Here is a 17,674-nt window from a genome sequence, read left to right as displayed (position 1 = left end):
GAAGCGGTTTTAATCGCTCCTTTACTCCACATAAGATAGAAAAACGGCTATCGGGTCCTTCGGGATCTGATAGCCGTTTTTTATTTTAGCCCTATATATTCAATAAAAAAGCCATTGATATCCAATAATTATTAATAAGTTTGCACTCGCATAAAAACACTCATTTTAAATTACGATTAAGGGCAACGTACTAATTTTCGACTTATGCTAGCGAGATCTATACAGAAATATTACATATTTGTTCTACTTTTTCTGCTAGCCATTCTACAGTCCTCTTGTCAACAGTCGGGAAATAAATATCGTATATTAGTAGTACATTCCTATGAAAGCGATTATGTAGCTTATAAAGACTGCGATCGGTTGATCCGGGAATCCCTCGAGAAAAAGGGGATTAATCCGTCGATCCAAACATTCTATTTGAACTGCGAGCAATATGCGGCACCCGCCGAAGAAAAACGGATGTACCTGTATCTAGATTCGATCTCTACTTGGAAACCCGATCTGATATTGGTCTACGAGGATCAAGCGACTTACACGTTAATGCAATGCCATCATCCGCTAATCTCTACAGTCCCCATTGTATTTGGCGGCGTAAATTTCCCCAATAAGGCACTATTAGCGCAATATTCGAATGTTTCCGGATTCTGGGACGAGCCCGACTACGTCACGAACATCCGCTTGATAGAACATCTGTTGGGCAAGTCTACGATTTATATGTTGCACGATAGTACGTATATAGATAGGCACATTAAGGCTACGTTACATGAGCAATGTGCTCAAGCAGACATTCGGGTCGATAATAATCGCATCATGTATATACCGGTAGAGATCGCTACTTTGGACAGGGTCAATCAAAGCTTAAAACGACCGGATAGTACGACCGTCAACGTCGTGCCCGTGCAAGGAGACAAGCTATCAGCTGTTTCTTGGTACATGAGTAAACACGTCCCTTACATCTACTATCTACAGGCCAAACGGGATTACCGGGTATTGAACACCAGCCGTTTTTCCAGTAAACCCTCTTTTACGGCGATCAACGAGGATCTAGGATATACGAATAAACTTGTAGGTGGCTATATCACCTCCTTGGAAACCCAAATAGAAGAATCTACCGATAGAGCCGCGGAAATATTAAAAGGCTCCCCTAGCGAATCATTCCCACAGATAACAAAGAGCAAGAAGAATTATGTATTTGATTTCAATGAAGTCAAATATTGGAATATCGATAAAAGGCTTCTTCCGAAGGATGCTATACTTTTGAACTTTCCTTTTAAGGACCAATATCCAAGATTATTCTGGAGCTTGATAATCGTAGTCAGCACGATGTGCTGCTTTGTCTTCGGTAGCTTCATCATCATGTATACCCAAGAATCCAAGGCAAAACGACAAGCGCAAAAAGCCCTATTACATGAAAAGGAATCATTAGCGGAAGCCTTGGAGAAAGCCAATGAGTCCGACCGGATGAAATCCGTATTCTTGGCTAACATGAGTCATGAGATACGTACCCCTCTAAATGCGATCATCGGCTTTTCAAGCCTAATCGCCGAACTGGATCTGACAGCGGAAGAGAAGGAGCAATACGCTAATATCATCACGACCAATAACGAGTTATTACTAAAGTTAGTCAATGACATATTGGATTTGGCAAGGATTGAATCCGGAGGTATCGTCTTTCATAAAGAATCCTGCAATTTAACGGATTTAGTGAAAACCCTTTATAAACAACATCTTTCCGATGTCCCCGAAGGTATCGAATTCAAGGAGAAATGCCCCGATACGCCGATCTGCTTATATTCGGATAAGGAGCGACTTTACCAAGCGCTCGAGAACATACTGAAAAATGCTATAAAATTTACTTCCGCAGGCTTTATAGAGATCGGTTACGAGTATTCCACCAATGCACAAGACGTCCGACTTTATGTGCAGGATACAGGCATCGGGATCTCTCCCGAGGACCAAGAAGCGATATTCGAGCGTTTCAAGAAGCTGGATGATTTCGTGCAAGGGACAGGTCTTGGACTATCGATCTGCCAAGCTATCGTAAAACAATTAAACGGGCGTATCTTGCTCAAGTCCGAAAAGAATAAGGGGTGCCGCATCTCCTTGGTTTTCGAATTATAAACCAACCTCAGAAGCCAAGAAAAATAGACATTTGTCTCTTTGATATCCAATTACTTTTTATACATTTGTACCTATTATATTGAAGCTATACACATGGCGAACACTTCTTATCGTTATCTTTTTTTATTGTTGCTTCCATTATTTCTATTGGTCGCAAATTCTTGCGAACGCTCAACCACGGAAAAGCGTATCTTGATAGTCCAATCTTATGAGCCGGACTTTCAAGCCTATAAAGATATAGAAGAGGCTTTTAAAAAAGGATTCCAGAAGGAAGGCATTCATGCCAGTATCTTCACGTTCTATCTTAATTGCGAAGCTTATCAATCGCCAGAAGAGAAACAAAGAATATATACGGAACTCAATACGTTATCTTTATGGAAGCCTGATATCATAATCGTAAACGATGATCAAGCGACCTATTCCTTATTGGCTTGCGAACATCCTTTATTAGATAGCGTACCTATCGTTTTTACCGGAGTCAACTACCCTAACATACCCTTAATTCAAAAGTATCCTAACGTATCCGGATTTTGGGATAAGCCGGACTATCGGAAAAACGTCGAACTTATTGAGCGAATCATGGGAAAATGCGTGATTGTACGTGTCTCTGATAGTACAGCTCTTGACAAAAAGATCCTGAAAGATATGGATGAGCAAATAAAAGGGCTATGCTCCAAGGCTAGACCCGATTACCTTAAATATCCCCAGTATTCATCCCCATCCGATAAAAAGAGATCCTCTTCTTTAGTGCGGTTCCCAAAAGTACCGTTCGATTCCCTCTATATACAAACCATTCAACCCCGTACCAGTTCCAACTTGATCTGGGGGTTAGGTACAAGTACTTACAACAAGGCCTACCTTGCTACCAAAAGAGATTATACCTCGATAGCCTTAGGTAGGTTCTGCTCATTTCCCAGCTTCTCGGCGATCAACGAATCCGTAGGATATGACGGAGACTTCATAGGGGGATATATGACCCCGGTAGAGAGTCAAACCCAAGAAGCCTTACGACGAGCTGCCAGCATACTCAAAGGCACACCGGCCAATAGCTTCCCACAAATAACGGAAAGCGCCAAAAACTATCTGTTCGATTACCCGACTTTAAATAAATGGGGGATCGATTGGAAAGAACTGCCTCAAAACAGCATCTTCTTGAACATGCCCTTTGTGGTTCGTTATCAAACATATATTATTCTATGCGGGATTCTTCTAACCCTATTTATCCTATGGACGCTTTTCTATCAAAGAGTACAATACCGTCGCGAAGCCTCTCACAAGAAACAGGCTCAAGAAAGTTTACGGAAAGAGAAAGAATTCCTCTCGTTGGCTTTAGAGAGCGGTGATATTTTCGCATTCCGATACAGCAACGGCGTATTCGAGTTCGACCATGATTTCTATAAGTCGTTGGATATGCCGATAAAGCCGATCACCTCCACGCAATTCCAAGAGTCTATCCACCCGGAAGACCGGGAAGATTTCATCCAACATAAACACCTGCTTGATACAGGATTCCCTTCCCGTAAGATCACCCGCCGCCGATATAATTTCAACGGCAAAGGGCATATATGGTGGGAATTCAGATATGCGCAAGCGAAGAATGGACAAGACTCCACCCGCAATAATGTCGGAGTAAACGGGCTCTGCTTAAATATCCAACAAAGTAAGGAAGTAGAGGAAGATCTTATCAAAGCCCGTATAAGGGCCGAGGAAGCGGACCAAATGAAATCAGCGTTCCTCGCTAATATGAGCCATGAGATACGTACCCCGCTTAACGCCATCGTTGGATTTTCGGAACTGCTAACAAGCGATATGGAAATAAGCCCGAACGAGAGGGATGAGTTCATGCAAGTTATCAGTAAGAACAGCGACCTCTTATTGAAATTGATCAATGACATTCTCGATCTATCCCGCATCGAGTCCGGTAAGATGTCGTTTACCCTCACGAATTGTGACTTAAACGAATTACTATCCCATATCTACCGCACCCATCAATTGTTGATGCCCCAAGGCGTAGCGCTTAAAATACAACTGCCGGTCCTCCCGGCCATTATCCAAGCGGACCTACATCGATTAACCCAAGTGATTACCAACCTCATAAACAACGCCGCAAAATTCACGACGCAAGGATACATCTTGATTAAATACGATTATACGCAAGATAAACGTTGGATCCAGATCTCCGTTACCGATACGGGCAAAGGCATTCCCGCAGATAAGCAAGCCCAAGTATTCGAACGGTTCAACAAACTGGACGAGTTTGCGCAAGGGACAGGCCTCGGACTGGCGATCTGCCAAATTATCATCGAACACTTCGGAGGATATATCACCCTAGAATCCAAAGAAGGGGAAGGTAGCACATTCATCGTGACCCTCCCCTACACTCCCGGATTATCGGTATAAGATTATTTTTTCTTGAAACGCAAGAACGGCAATACAATAAATAAAGGTATGCAACAGATCATTACCCAGATAAAGAAATGTTGGTAACCGATCTGCTCCTGTATCCATCCCGATGCCATTCCCGGTAGCATCATACCTAACGCCATGAAACCGGTACTGATCGCATAATGCGAAGTCTTATATTCCCCTTCGGCGAAAAGCATCAGATACATCGTATAAGCCGTAAAGCCAAATCCGTAGCCGAATTGCTCGACAGCGACACAAACGTTTACGACAACAATACTCTCCGGCATCGTATAAGCCATATACAAATAAACCAGATTCGGCAAGGAGATAGCCAATGCCATAGGCCATAACCAAGTCTTCAAGCCACCCCGGGATATAGCCAGACCTCCTAAAACCCCTCCGAGCAATAAGGAGATCACTCCCACCGTACCATAAGCGAACCCGACCTCACCGGTACTGAGCGCCAACCCGCCAACCTCCCGCCCATCCAGCAGGAAAGGAGAAGCCAACTTTACCAATTGGGATTCCCCCAAACGATACGTCAGCATAAAAAGCAAAGCCGGGATAATCCCTTTCTTGCTGAAAAAGCTCACGAAAGTATTGCCGAACTCCACCAAGATGGTATGAGGGGTGATATTCGTACGTTGCGCGTCACTCGCCGGACGGGGTAAGATATACTTATGCCACAAAGCCAAGGCGATAAAGGTACCGGCTAATACAAAAAACACCAGACTCCAAGCAAAAGAAATCCGCCCGGTACTCTCCTCCAAAAGCCCCGCCAGCATGACCAGCAGACCTTGTCCCGTTAGCATCGCCACCCTGTAGAACGTATTTCGGATACCGATAAAGAACGCTTGTTGCTCCTCCGTCAAGCCCAGCATATAGAACCCATCCGCAGCGATATCGTGCGTAGCGGAACTAAACGCCATCAACCAAAAGAAAGCCAAGGTAAACCGCAGAAAGAAATCCCCGGGAAGGACGAACGCCACACCTGCCATTCCCCCGCCAATCAATAGCTGCATGCTATAAATCCACCAACGCTTCGTTTTAATCAAGTCTACGAACGGGCTCCAGATGGGCTTGATCACCCAAGGAAAATAAAGCCAACTGGTAAATAAGGCGATATCCGTATTTGAGACGCCCAGACGTTTATACATGATCACAGAAAGCGTCATGACTACCACATAGGGCAAGCCTTCGGCAAAATAAAGAGACGGGATCCAAGCCCAAGGATTACGTTTTTCCATAATAAGAAGGAATTAAACGATTAGAAGTCAATACTAAATCCATCCGCATCCTTCCACGCCGGGAACTTAGCCCGGAACTCATCCAGCTCGCTCTTCTTCAAGGTACATGTCCGGGTGATTTCCTCTCGTTTTCCGGCATCAGCCAATTTCTTTCCTTTTGCGTTATAAATCATGGAATCCCCTCTGAAAAGAAAACCTTTCCCATCTACCCCCACACGGTTCACGCCACAGACATAAGCCATGTTCTCGATGGCACGTGCATGCAGCAATGTCTTCCACGCCTTCTTCCGGGCCTCGGGCCAATTGGCTACATAAATCAAAAGATCATATTCGTTATTCACGTTGCGGCTCCAAACCGGGAAACGTAGGTCATAACAAACCTGCAAACAAATATTCCAGCCTTTATAAGGCACGATCAGACGTTTGTCGCCCGCCGAGAAATGCTTGTCCTCCCCTGCCATACGGAACAAATGACGTTTATCGTAATAATACTCCTCTCCTTCCGGAGTGATGAAAAAAGCCCGGTTGTAGAACTTTCCGTTATCTTTCGCGATAAAACTTCCAGCCACGGCCAGTTTATATTTCTTAGCCCATTCCTTTATAGTCGGTACAGTTCGTCCATCCATCGTATCGGCTTGTTTCTCTACGTCCATGGAAAATCCCGTAGTAAACGTCTCCGGCAATACCGCTAAATCGGTTCTTCCACTAACACGGCGCAACAGTTCGCCATAATAACCCAAGTTCTCTTCACGGTCTTCCCAAATGATATGGGATTGTATCATACTGATACGTAAGTCTTCAGTCATAGAATAAAGATATTAAGGTAATAAAAAGACATATTGTGACAAGGAAACAGTTTCATGGTGAAGAAACAGTAGTTTCTTCATAGCAAAACTTTTGTTTCTCCTAGGGAAAACTTTTGTTTTCCTATAGCAAAACTCTTATTTCTTCACCATGAAACTCCTATACCTGTACGAAATTCTCAGGATGGCAGGCGGTAACTCCCCGATACATCTCTCGTATCGTATGGATATCTTTATCCACATCACCTGTCGGATAAAAAACACCTTTCGTGCCAACCTCTTTCTTTCCATAATCAAAATAAGCCACCACGATCGGCACGTTCGCTTTCAAAGCGATAAAATAGAATCCTTTTTTCCAGTCCTTGGCCCGCTTCCGGGTACCTTCCGGTGTGACGGCCAATTGAAACCGCTCACTGGCCTTGAAACGTTCCACCATCTGATCGGTCACCGACGTACGTTTACCACGATCCACCGGAACACCTCCCAGCCAGTTAAACAGCAAATTAAAAGGGAAAAAGAACCACTCTTTCTTAATAAGGAAACCGGCGTTACACCCGATCGAGGTATAAAAAAGTTTCCCTACGATAAAATCCCAGTTACTGGTATGCGGAGCCACACATACGATACATTTCGGCAAATCCACGCCATCCACCGGGCCCAGCTTCCACCCCGCCATACGGAGTATCGCCTTACTAATTGCCTTCTTCATGCCTATTTGTCCTTGCTCAACTCTCCTATCTCGTCGGCGATAGCGTTAACCTCGTTTTGCAAGTCCTCTCTTAATTTGCGATAATAATTCCGTACGAGAGCCTTGTTATCCTTGCCGTCGGGGTGTCCGGCACGAACGATATAACTATCTTGCAGATCTAGGATACGAGCCATCAAAGCATCCGCTTTCTCTTGATTTACTCCGGGTATATACAATTTGCAAACCAGCGCTTCCGTGAACAATTCACCAGCCACGTAGCTGATCTCTTTCTTTAAAATTCTTCTTTTAGCCATAATTATTTCATATTTAATTATCCACAAATATAGAACATATGTTATTAAATACCGAGGAAAGGCCAAGAAAAAACATAAAATGAATTATCTTTGCAGCGGTGAAATCATTGATTATAAACAAATCAAATATGAACGAAATGATAAAGACGCCAGAATTTCTCTTTGAAAGCAGCTGGGAAGTCTGTAATAAAGTGGGAGGTATTTATACCGTACTATCGACTAAAGCTCATACGCTTCAACAAATTTTTAACGACAAAGTAATATTCATCGGTCCGGATGTGTGGGCAAACACAACCGCTCCCGATTTTACGGAAGACGCATCTTTGTTTGAGGATTGGAGAAAGCACGCCGAGGCAGTGGATCACTTGAAAGTTAAGGTTGGTCGCTGGAACGTACCGGGTACCCCCCCTGTTATACTGGTAGATTTCAAGTCCTACTTCAGTGAACGAGACGCCTTTTTCTATTCTATGTGGGAAAATTTCCGAGTTGACTCCATCCACGCCTACGGCGATTACGATGAGTCTTGTATCTTCGCGTATGCGGTCGGTAAGGTAATAGAGAGTTTCTATCACTTCTACAAACTGGAAAACAAGAAAGTCGCCGCCCTATTCAACGAATGGATGTTGGCGATGGGAGCACTTTACATTCAAAAGCAAATCCCTGCCATAGCGACACTTTTCACGACGCATGCCACATCGATCGGACGCTCTATCGCCGGTAACAACAAAGCGTTATACGCTTATATGGACGGTTACAACGGCGATCAGATGGCTAAGGAGCTAAACATGGAGGCCAAGCATTCCGTAGAGAAACAGGCCGCCCATTACGTGGATTGCTTCACGACCGTAAGCGATATCACGGCCCGTGAATGTAAACAGTTATTGGATAAGGCACCGGATATCGTTACCCCGAACGGCTTTGAGCCCAACTTTGTACCCGAGGGTAAGGAATACGCTAAAAAGCGGAAGGAGGCACGTCGTACATTAATTAATGTTGCGGAGAAATTATTGGGCTGCTCCATCGACCCGAACGCTTTGCTGGTTTCCACCAGTGGCCGCTATGAATACAGAAATAAAGGTATCGATGTCTTCATCGAGGCGATGAACCGTGTACGTACGTCCGGACGCCTGCAGCGTGAGGTCGTCGCCTTTATCATGGTACCGGCTTGGGTACGTGCCGCCCGTGCGGATTTAAAAGAGGCGATCGAGCAGGACATAAAGACGACCTCTCCGCTTCAAATCCCTTTCATTACGCACTGGTTGCATAATATGCCAGAAGATAAGGTCTTGAATTATATCAACCACGCCGGCTTCACGAACGCGGCATCCGAAAAACTAAAGATCATATTCGTTCCTTGTTATTTGGACGGTAAAGGAGGTATTTTCAATAAGACCTATTATGATATGCTGATAGGGATGGACGCTACCGTATATCCTTCCTACTACGAGCCGTGGGGATATACCCCGCTGGAAAGTATCGCTTTCGGTATACCGACGATCACGACCAATCTGGCCGGTTTCGGTATGTGGGCGAAGAAAACGGTATCCGGAGATAACCTTAGCGAAGGCGTAGAGGTTATTAATCGTACGGATTTCAATTATTTTGAGGTAGCGGACGCTATCATGAACTCCATCCTGGCTCTCAGCCAAAAGGATGCTACAGACATCGAGGAAATCAAACAGCGTTGTTTCGATCTCGCTCGAAAAGCTGAATGGAGCAAGTTTATCGACTATTATCTGACCGCATTCGATATCGCCATGAGGCATGCCGAGGAAAGAAATAGTTAAATATTGCTCATAATTAATAAGATAATGCTATCTTTGCACTCGTTTTAGACAAACACTTTAAACTTCACGATAATGAAAATTAAGGCGAATAACGCAAACAGTCCCATTTGGAAGGACGTCTACTCACATTCCAAGCTTCCACAACAGTTGGAACCACTTAATGAGATCGCTACGAATCTTTGGTGGGTATGGAATCATGAAGGCGCTAAACTATTTGGCAAGATCGACAAACAACTTTGGAAATCCACAGAAGGTAACCCTGTACAGCTATTGCAAAGCCTTTCACACAAACGTATGGAAGAGATCTTAGCAGATAAGGAGTTAATGGCTGAAATCCAAAAGGTATACGCTGATTTCAAAGCTTATATCAATGTAAAACCCGACAAGACACAACCGTCTGTAGCCTACTTCAGCATGGAGTACGGTTTGACCAATGTATTAAAGATTTACTCAGGTGGTCTGGGAGTATTAGCCGGTGACTACTTGAAAGAGGCCAGCGATAGTAATATCGATTTATGTGCCGTAGGTTTCTTGTATCGTTACGGATATTTCACACAGACTTTGTCCATGGACGGTCAGCAGATCGCCAATTACGAGCCGCAAAATTTCAACGCCCTGCCGTTGACTCAGGTATTGCAGTCGAACGGAGAGCCAATGGTATTGGAAGTTCCTTATCCGGGCAGAACCGTTTACGCTCATATCTGGAAAGTTAGCGTAGGTCGTGTACCTTTGTACTTAATGGATACGGATATACCTCAGAACAGCGAATGGGATCGTTCCATCACGCACCAATTATATGGTGGCGACTGGGAGAACCGTATGAAACAAGAGTATTTGTTGGGTATCGGTGGTATCATGATGCTGAACAAGTTAGGTATCAAGAAACAGATTTATCACTGCAACGAGGGACACGCCGCTTTGATCAACGCTCAGCGTTTGGTAGACTATATCCAGAACGACGGCCTTTCATTCAACCAAGCGTTGGAGGTAGTTCGTGCTTCCGCTCTCTATACGGTACACACTCCGGTTCCGGCAGGTCACGATTACTTTGATGAGGGTTTGTTCGGACGTTACATGGGTGAGTTCCCCGGCAAGTTAGGTATTAGCTGGCAAGACTTCATCGATATGGGACGTGAGAACCCGGGCTCTAACGAGAAATTCTCCATGAGCGTATTCGCCTTGAACACTTGCCAAGAGGCTAACGGCGTAAGCTGGTTGCACGGTAAGGTTTCTCAGCGTATGTTCGCCCCGGTTTGGAAAGGTTACTTCCCGGATGAACTGCACGTTGGTTATGTAACGAACGGTGTGCACATGCCGACTTGGGCCGCTACGGAGATGAAGAAATTCTATGCGGATAAATTAGGCACGAAGCTTTTCGAGGATCAATCAAATCGCAAATGTTGGGAAGGAATCCAGAATGTATCCGACGAGGAAATCTGGAATCTCCGTATGACCTTGAAGAATAAATTGATTGATTACATCCGTGTTCAATATAAAGATAGCTGGTTGAAGAACCAAGGTGATCCTTCTAAGGTAGTTTCCATCCTTGAGAAGATCAATCCGAATGCCTTGTTGATTGGTTTCGGTCGTCGTTTCGCTACTTATAAGCGTGCGCACTTGTTGTTCACGGACTTAGACCGTTTGGCTAAGATCGTTAACAATGAGAAGTTCCCGATTCAGTTCGTATTCACCGGTAAGGCTCACCCGGCTGATGGTGGTGGTCAAGGTTTGATCAAACACATCGTAGAGATCTCTCGCCGTCCGGAGTTCTTAGGAAAGATCATCTTCTTGGAGAACTACGATATGCGTTTGGCCCGTCGTTTGATCTCCGGTGTAGACGTATGGTTGAACACGCCGACTCGTCCGTTAGAGGCTTCCGGTACTTCCGGTGAGAAAGCCGAGATGAACGGTGTATTGAACTTCTCCGTTCTTGACGGTTGGTGGTATGAGGGTTACGTAGAAGGCGCAGGTTGGGCATTGACCGACAAGCGTACTTATGAGAACCAGCAATACCAAGACCAATTGGATGCGGCTACGATCTACCATTGCTTGGAAACTGAGATTATCCCGACTTACTACGCTAAGAACAGCAAGGGTTACTCTCCGGACTGGATCCAATATATCAAGAACTCTATCGCCAAGATCGCTCCGGATTATACGATGAAACGTATGTTGGACGATTATGAGGATCGTTTCTATCACAAATTGGCTACTCGTTCCGCTCATATTTCCGCTAACAACTACGAGATCGCTAAGCAATTAGCTGCTTGGAAAGAGGAAGTTGCGCAACATTGGGATAGCTTCCAAGTGGAATCTTTCACTTGCGACCAAGATTTGACGGTGAACGGCCCGGTTGTAGGAAAAGAATACAACTTCAATTTGGTAATCGACCGTCATGAACTACAAGGTATGTTAGGTGCTGAAATGGTTGTCATGAAGGAAGATCCGGAGAAACACACGCTGTCACCAATCAATACCGCTCAGTTCGAGTTGATGAAGGAAGAAGGCTCCAAGTTATTCTTCAAGTTAACGACCACTCCTTCCGAGGCTGGTAACCATAAGATGGGCTTCCGTGTATATCCTGTAAACAAGGAGTTGCCTCACCGTATGGACTTCGCTTATGTACGTTGGATTCAGTTATAATCGGCAACAAGTAAAACAAATAATCAAGAAAGAGGGTGCGTCATGCACCCTCTTTTTTTATGCCATACCCAGCTATGCTTTACAGCGACAAAAACCTATGGTTATGAGCCGTAAAGCATAGGTTCATATAGTCCGTGAATACCCATGAATCAAAAAAAGGAAGCCGCACGACAGCAGCTTCCTTTTTCAATAGGATACGAATATTTTCAAGCTTAGAAAGCGTAGTCCAAACTTAATCCGAACACCTTGTTGGTGCGGCTATACACATTCTGCCCAGGAAGTCCCGTGCCGCAGTAGTTGTCCATCTTCTTGGTATAATCGTGGTAAGTTGTCCACATATATCCCACGTTCAAAGCCATTTTTTCGCTCAACATCACTTTAGCACCAAAGCCCAGCGAATAAGAATCGCAGGAGAAACTAACATCACTTTGGAAATTATCAGACAAACCATAATCTGTAATTTGAGCGCCACCGCTAATGGTCAATCTCTTGACAACATCCCACTCTATACCAAACAGATACTCATTCGTACCTCTTTCCAGTTCCTTCTGCTTTCCACCGGCCATTCCCGCCTTCTTGTCATCGAAGAAGTGATACTCAACAGAAGCCTTCAACATGGGCAAAAACCGATAAGAAGCTGCCACCGAAAGCATGGAAGGAATATCGTTCGGCGTATTTACACCATGCTTATAAGGGCCAACCAAATCTTCCGCACTGTCGGGATAATCCAACTTCTTGGTATTGTTTTCGATGTTCAAGTTCGTCTTAAACTCATATTTAGCTCCGAAATTGAATTTACCATATTTGACATCGACACCCAAAACCGGTGTCAACCCCCAACCTGTCTGGTCGCAATCCAAAGCCAGGTTCATTAAATCCGCTCCACCAAAATTCTGTTTTAATTTTGCATCCAGATACCCGTCATAGTTTCCTGAGAAATAGTTCATCCGGCCACCGGCAAAGGCAGAAAGCCAATCCGTGATCTTGTATGATAGGCCAAGTTGTAGGGAATAAATATACTGTTTTCCGTCCATCGCACTGTTAATAGTATACATATCCGGCGTGACGATGGGACTTTGACCGCCAGTCTTTATATATTTCGCTACACTTTCCTTGAAGATACCGGCCATAGCAGCCGATTCGAACATTGGCAGGCCATCGTCAAACGAAGCCTTACCACCTCCACCCGTAATGGCAAAGAAACCGGAGATCGTCCAATCACCTTTTTTGTAAGCCGCAAAAACACTCGGAATCACGGGAGCGGCTGCCTTTCCTTTGTAATACTTTTTATAGGGAACGTCGCTCACTGTCGGCACCTTATTCACTGGGTCGAAACCATTGTATGTACTGAAAGAGGCATCGATATCCCGGGTCTGGAAAGCACTTTGGATACTCACACCAACGCGGAAACCGTCTGTCGGCAAAAAAGAAAGACCCGCCGGGTTTGACAAAGCGCCGTCTATATCAATTGCAGCACCTCGCGAAAGTGACCTTAAAAAGGCTGCATGCTGATTCGTATTCGTCAAATATCCTCCAGCGAAAGAAACCAAAGGCATCATCATCAATGCCGCACCTAATACTACTTTTTTCTTCATGTTTTACTTTTCTTGATTACAAAACGGTCGCAAAGATAAATACTTTTTTCAAACACTGCACACTTTTAATAAAAATGTGCCGCACAAAACAACAAATACTGTGCAAACACATAAGACTAATTAACAATAGAAGAGCCGCAAAGGTAGTAACGTGAAATCAGGTATTAGTTATAATCAAAAAGAATCATCCTAATCAGAAAAGGATATATACAGCAAGTACTAAAGAAGATATACTTACTTTACCCAAAAAGATATACTACAAGTGCCAAGTAAGTATAACTTCTATTTTTCCGAAATAAATCGTATATTTGTCTCTATAACTTAATTCTTTAAACCGTATAGATAAAATGAAAAGACTAGCATTACTCGCGGCTCTCTTACTGCCTCTATCCATGGCTTTCGCCCAACAGAACGTAGGATTCAAGACCGATAAGGTAGAACCTCTCGTGATCAACCCAGACAATAGCGTTACTTTCTATGTAGAAGCCCCAAAAGCGAAGTCCGTCTCCGTAAAAGGAGACTGGGAAGCCAACGAGGGCAATGGCCAGATGACGAAAGGGAAAAACGGTACATGGAGCTATACGACTCCCCCACTGCCATCCGAAATGTACACCTATCGTTTAAACATAGATGGTATTTACAACATCGCCCCAAACAACCCATTCTCTTGCCGTGACGTAGGCACCTTGTTCAGCCTGTTCTATATCAACGGGGGAAATGGGGATTATTATCAAGTACGTGACGTACCTCATGGTAATGTTACAACCACTTGGTATCACTCGGATATCCTCGGGAGCGAACGAAGGCTTAGCGTTTATACACCTCCTTTTTACGATAAGAACATCCAGTCTTATCCCGTTCTGTACCTGTTACATGGCAGTGGCGGCGACGAGAACGCTTGGCTGGAGCTTGGCCGTACCGCCCGTATCATGGATAACTTGATTGCCGAAGGCAAGATACAGCCAATGCTTGTCGTTATGCCAAACGGTAATCCCAGCAAGCAGGCCGCTCCCGGCGAAACGCCCGATAACCTGAATTACAAGCCAGCCATGAGCAACAGCTTCCCCGGTTATAAGGATGGCTCGTACGAGAAGAGTTTCACCGAGATCATTCATTTCATCGATAACCGTTACCGTACGATCCCGGATAAGCGACACCGAGCCATAGCCGGACTTTCGATGGGTGGTTTCCATACATTATATATATCATTGAATTATCCGGACTATTTTAACTATATAGGACTTTTCTCCGCTGGGCTCAGCGCAAATGGTGTAGACCCCAATAGCCCGATGTACACGAACCTCGACGAGAAGTTAGGAAACCTCAAGAGATCCGGTTATCAATTGTTCTGGATCGGTATCGGAAAGGACGATTTCCTGTACGACGCGAACCAGCAATTCCGCCAGCGAATGGATAGCCTAGGTATGAAATACCAGTACGTAGAATCCACCCGAGGGCATATCTGGGCCAATTGGCGGGCTTATCTCCTCCAATTCGCTCCTATGCTTTTCAAATAAAAGACATGAGCAGATGAATCATAATATACCGCAATACGACTTCTATAAACACAAATACGGCGATGAGCTACTTATCGACGTCGTTCCCTTGAACACGATCAAGAAGTATCTCAAGGAACAACCCGTACATATATTGACGTATTACGATATAACATTGATCACTAGCGGGGAGGGAGAATTCCTTATCGATCATCAAGCGAACCGGGTAAAGCCTCAAGATATCATCTTTACCCGGCCCGGCGAAATACGCAAATGGGACGATAAAACGATACAAGACGGATTCGCTCTTATCTTTGAGGAAGAGTTCCTGCTCTCTTTTTTCAATGATCCGGCATTTCTCCGGAACCTCTCTTATTTCCATACGGAAAGACGGTCTTCCAAGCTCAGTCTCGACAAGAAAGCCTATGCCCGCATCTCCGAGTTGATCTCGGAGATCGATAAAGAGATCAAGGACTATCAGTCGAAAGACAAACACTTACTCCGGGCCTTGTTGTACGAGACATTAATGTTGCTCAACAGGTTATATTCTAACTCGAACGCTTTACCACCAGACACAAACACCCGATCTAAAAGCATCTATGTAGACCGATTTATCGAGTTAGTAAACCATTCCTTCAAGCGAGATCATTCCATCCGGAGCTATGCCGATCAGCTTTGCATCACCCCGAACTACCTGAATGAGATCGTGAAAAACGCTACGGGCATCAACGCTAAACAATACATCCTAAACAAAATACTAATCGAGAGCAAACGGCTATTGACTTATACAGACTTGCCTATATCCGCCATAACGGAAGCTCTAGGTTACGAGGATCCATCCTATTTCATCCGTCTATTTCGTTCCCAAACAAACATGACCCCGCTAAACTATCGCAAGAATACAAAACCGTAAAAAGTACTATTTCCTCCTTTATACGTATTATACGAACTCCATTCGGTATGTCTAATTTTGCCTCTATCAATAAATAAAGCATCATGAGACAATACAAATCATGGATAGCGGCTCTCATATTAGGAAGCACGTTATCCGCTAACGCACAACAAAAGAATATGGAGAACAAAACATTAAACGAGAACATCCCGGAGATGATCATCTCCCTTGAAAAAGAGGCTCTAGCCTCGACCGACCCGATGGCATTCGTAGAGCTTTCAGACACCGACGTGATTTACTTCGATCCTTCCCTAGAGACGAAAATAGAGGGATTGGAACAACTGCGCACTTATTATAAAGGTATGCAACTTCCTCCGGCAGATCATTTCGACATGATCCGCCCGGTCGTACAAGTCGCGCAAAACATAGCGGTCCTCACCTTCAACCTTGATAGCTACTTATCCGACAAGGTAATAAAATGGAACTGCACCGAGGTTTACAGACGCAACCCCGACAACCAATGGAAGATCATACAAACCCACTGGTCTTACGTGAAACCGCTAGATTAAAGTTAAAACATTTGCCGCTTTCTGAACCAAAACGGTTCGTAAAATGTATTATATAGACTATTCACTAAACACAAATTATATGATACGGAATTTACTGAAAGCGGCAAATGTGCTTACATTTAGCACGATGTTCCTGTTACTCCTCGCCGGATGCAACAAGAACACGATTATTTTTGAGGATGGAACAACCCCGAACGGCTCTTCGGGAAACGAGGACCCGGGAAACAGCACGTTGGTGACCTTCAACGCCTCCGTGGAGGGCCGGAACCTATTACGTTCCATGTCTCCCATGAATAAAGGGATACAAAGCAGGGTTTATGTCTTCGACAGCAGCGCAGGAACCAAGGGAAGCCCCGAGGCGTCAGGTCTTTACATAACCTCATCTCCCGGGGTGTTAACAGGAAGTGACGGATATAAAATGTTTCTCTCCAATGGCACTTATAATTTCTACGCCGTATCCGACAATTTCTCCACGATCCCCCCGACATTCACGAGTGGCGTATCCGAACCCCTCTTCAACGGTATCGATTATCTTTGGTGGAGCGCCATACAACAGGATGTTAATAGCTCCCAAATCAATATACCGATTGTTTATGGGCATGTGGCTACCCAAGTCGTAGTAGAATTAACCGGCGGTGAAGGCATCACGATCAACCAACTGGTCTCCGCCATGATCACTCCTCCCGTGGTTGGGGCTACCATGGATCTGGGCACAGGTGTCATCACTCCTGCTACCGCCTTCGGAAAAGCGGATAAGATGGGCATAAACGGATTAACCGCCCAATATATCATGTTGCCGATAAGACATACGGCTCCCATGACTCTCACGCTGGAAATATCCGCCGACAATGAAAACAGTACCCGCACCTATACCACCCAGATCCCTCTTCCGGATGGCGAGTTGAAAGCGGGAAACTCTTATTTATTTAAAGCGGTAATCAACGGTAATTCGATCACTTTGGCCAGTGTCAACGTAAAAGACTGGACAGATGTGGACGAGACAGGAAAGCCCCTTTATCCGACCCAGAATTAAAGCCCGGTTCCTATTTTCCGTACCAATATTCATTGATACGGAAAATATGCCTATATTTACCCCGTCACCTCTAAAAACAA

The 17,674-nt window shown here is 44.6% G+C and carries 13 protein-coding genes; 8 read left to right on the top strand and 5 right to left on the bottom strand.

Going from position 1 to position 17,674, the window contains the following annotated elements:
- Positions 1-204: 204 nt before the first annotated feature.
- The gene (locus DWY79_RS02765; RefSeq protein ID WP_087343273.1) at positions 205-2,121 is read left to right on the top strand and encodes an ATP-binding protein; all 1,917 of its coding nucleotides are present in this window, start codon (positions 205-207) and stop codon (positions 2,119-2,121) included.
- Positions 2,122-2,214: 93 nt separating this feature from the next.
- Positions 2,215-4,521 (top strand): sensor histidine kinase, encoded by a 2,307-nt coding sequence (locus DWY79_RS02760; protein WP_122368809.1) that lies wholly within the window; start codon positions 2,215-2,217, stop codon positions 4,519-4,521.
- Positions 4,522-4,523: 2 nt separating this feature from the next.
- On the opposite strand, the gene DWY79_RS02755 is transcribed toward DWY79_RS02760, so the two are convergent.
- The 4 genes from DWY79_RS02755 to DWY79_RS02740 form a co-directional block, all read right to left on the bottom strand.
- Positions 4,524-5,774: an MFS transporter gene (locus tag DWY79_RS02755; protein WP_008773476.1), complete on the bottom strand. Its 1,251-nt coding sequence runs from the start codon at positions 5,772-5,774 to the stop codon at positions 4,524-4,526.
- A gap of 20 nt (positions 5,775-5,794) precedes the next feature.
- Positions 5,795-6,580, bottom strand: coding sequence for an amidohydrolase (locus DWY79_RS02750; protein ID WP_122368808.1), 786 nt, complete (start codon positions 6,578-6,580; stop codon positions 5,795-5,797).
- 157 nt (positions 6,581-6,737) lie between these two features.
- Positions 6,738-7,286 (bottom strand): 1-acyl-sn-glycerol-3-phosphate acyltransferase, encoded by a 549-nt coding sequence (locus DWY79_RS02745; RefSeq protein ID WP_122368807.1) that lies wholly within the window; start codon positions 7,284-7,286, stop codon positions 6,738-6,740.
- Between the two features lie 2 nt (positions 7,287-7,288).
- Positions 7,289-7,579: a hypothetical protein gene (locus DWY79_RS02740; RefSeq protein ID WP_121961840.1), complete on the bottom strand. Its 291-nt coding sequence runs from the start codon at positions 7,577-7,579 to the stop codon at positions 7,289-7,291.
- Between the two features lie 128 nt (positions 7,580-7,707).
- Between DWY79_RS02740 and DWY79_RS02735 the strand changes: the two genes are divergently transcribed.
- Positions 7,708-9,366: a glycosyltransferase gene (locus DWY79_RS02735; RefSeq protein WP_009275771.1), complete on the top strand. Its 1,659-nt coding sequence runs from the start codon at positions 7,708-7,710 to the stop codon at positions 9,364-9,366.
- Positions 9,367-9,438: 72 nt separating this feature from the next.
- Positions 9,439-12,009 (top strand): alpha-glucan family phosphorylase, encoded by a 2,571-nt coding sequence (gene glgP / locus DWY79_RS02730; protein WP_005864633.1) that lies wholly within the window; start codon positions 9,439-9,441, stop codon positions 12,007-12,009.
- Positions 12,010-12,221: 212 nt separating this feature from the next.
- Here glgP and DWY79_RS02725 read toward each other — a convergent pair whose 3' ends face one another.
- A complete protein-coding gene (locus tag DWY79_RS02725) occupies positions 12,222-13,604 on the bottom strand; it encodes an OmpP1/FadL family transporter (RefSeq protein ID WP_005864631.1) in 1,383 nt (460 codons plus the stop codon).
- Positions 13,605-13,951: 347 nt separating this feature from the next.
- Between DWY79_RS02725 and DWY79_RS02720 the strand changes: the two genes are divergently transcribed.
- The 4 genes from DWY79_RS02720 (at position 13,952) to DWY79_RS02705 (ending at position 17,594) form a co-directional block, all read left to right on the top strand.
- A complete protein-coding gene (locus DWY79_RS02720) occupies positions 13,952-15,121 on the top strand; it encodes an esterase (RefSeq protein ID WP_122368806.1) in 1,170 nt (389 codons plus the stop codon).
- Between the two features lie 13 nt (positions 15,122-15,134).
- Complete coding sequence (locus DWY79_RS02715) at positions 15,135-16,013, top strand: AraC family transcriptional regulator (RefSeq protein WP_122368805.1); 879 nt, start codon at positions 15,135-15,137, stop codon at positions 16,011-16,013.
- An 83-nt stretch (positions 16,014-16,096) separates the two neighbouring features.
- On the top strand, positions 16,097-16,561 hold the full coding sequence (locus tag DWY79_RS02710) for a nuclear transport factor 2 family protein (RefSeq protein WP_005864625.1): 465 nt from the start codon (positions 16,097-16,099) through the stop codon (positions 16,559-16,561).
- A gap of 43 nt (positions 16,562-16,604) precedes the next feature.
- Positions 16,605-17,594, top strand: coding sequence for a fimbrillin family protein (locus DWY79_RS02705; RefSeq protein ID WP_122368804.1), 990 nt, complete (start codon positions 16,605-16,607; stop codon positions 17,592-17,594).
- The last annotated feature ends 80 nt before the right edge of the window (positions 17,595-17,674 follow it).

The organism is Parabacteroides sp. AF27-14 (genome assembly GCF_003635425.1).
In the GTDB taxonomy this organism is placed as follows: Bacteria; Bacteroidota; Bacteroidia; order Bacteroidales; family Tannerellaceae; genus Parabacteroides; species Parabacteroides distasonis.
This window is presented reverse-complemented; position numbering and strand designations above follow the sequence as displayed.